This is a genomic window from Arthrobacter sp. 35/47 (assembly GCF_000520475.1).
Lineage (GTDB): Bacteria > Actinomycetota > Actinomycetes > Actinomycetales > Micrococcaceae > Arthrobacter_D > Arthrobacter_D subterraneus.
Genome location: NZ_KI914606.1, coordinates 14,488 through 15,697 on the forward strand (window position 1 = coordinate 14,488; position 1,210 = coordinate 15,697).

Below are 1,210 nucleotides of genomic sequence, written 5' to 3' on the forward strand. Positions count from 1 at the left end.
TCACGTGTCAGGACACGCCGCTTTGCCGGCGCCATTGGGGGAGTGTCCTGCCAACTCACGGGCCGGGGTCACGGGCGGGGTGGAGCGCCCGGTCAGCGGATGCGAGGAGCAGATCCACCAGGCCGATCAGTTCCTCAAGGGCCACGTCCGGGTCCTCATCCGGAAGACTGCCACGCCGGGGCGGCTGTCCCTTCTCAAGGCCGGCGACGACGTCGACCGCCAGCTTCCAGCGGAGCGCGACTGACGCGTCGAAGCCGAGGCGAACCTCTTCGACCGTGACACTGGGTGCCTCCGCGCGGAGGGCTGCGGCGTAACGGACCAGTGCTTCTTCAACCACCGGCAGCATGACGCCGGCCAGGGCATCGCCGCGGCGCACGGAGGAGAACACCAGGGACGCGAGATCCGCTCCCACCGGACCCGCTCCAACGGACTCCCAGTCAATCAGCACGGTTCGGCCGTGCGAGCGGAAGATGTTCGCGCCCACCGCATCGTGGTGGCAGAGCGTCTGCGGCAGCGATTCGAGAATCGTCCGGTAGCGGGACTGGTCAAGGATCAGTTGCTCGGTCCGGGCGGCGCTGCCGCTCCGTGGGGGTTCGGGAATCTATTCACGTGTCAGGACACGCCGCTTTGCCGGCGCCATTGGGGGAGTGTCCTGCCAACTCACGGGCCGGGGTCACGGGCGGGGTGGAGCGCCCGGTCAGCGGATGCGAGGAGCAGATCCACCAGGCCGATCAGTTCCTCAAGGGCCACGTCCGGGTCCTCATCCGGAAGACTGCCACGCCGGGGCGGCTGTCCCTTCTCAAGGCCGGCGACGACGTCGACCGCCAGCTTCCAGCGGAGCGCGACTGACGCGTCGAAGCCGAGGCGAACCTCTTCGACCGTGACACTGGGTGCCTCCGCGCGGAGGGCTGCGGCGTAACGGACCAGTGCTTCTTCAACCACCGGCAGCATGACGCCGGCCAGGGCATCGCCGCGGCGCACGGAGGAGAACACCAGGGACGCGAGATCCGCTCCCACCGGACCCGCTCCAACGGACTCCCAGTCAATCAGCACGGTTCGGCCGTGCGAGCGGAAGATGTTCGCGCCCACCGCATCGTGGTGGCAGAGCGTCTGCGGCAGCGATTCGAGAATCGTCCGGTAGCGGGACTGGTCAAGGATCAGTTGCTCGGTCCGGGCCAGCCGGTCGCCAAGGCGGGTGACGGCGTCGGGG

The 1,210-nt window shown here is 68.8% G+C and carries 2 protein-coding genes; both read right to left on the reverse strand.

Annotation, left to right across the window (positions count from 1 at the left end):
• Positions 1-55 precede the first annotated feature (55 nt).
• Positions 56-601: a phosphotransferase gene (locus X803_RS0111905; RefSeq protein ID WP_084033710.1), complete on the reverse strand. Its 546-nt coding sequence runs from the start codon at positions 599-601 to the stop codon at positions 56-58.
• A 59-nt stretch (positions 602-660) separates the two neighbouring features.
• Positions 661-1,210, reverse strand: a 550-nt coding sequence (locus tag X803_RS19605; RefSeq protein WP_035778811.1) for a phosphotransferase family protein, incomplete at its 5' end; no start/stop codon positions are given.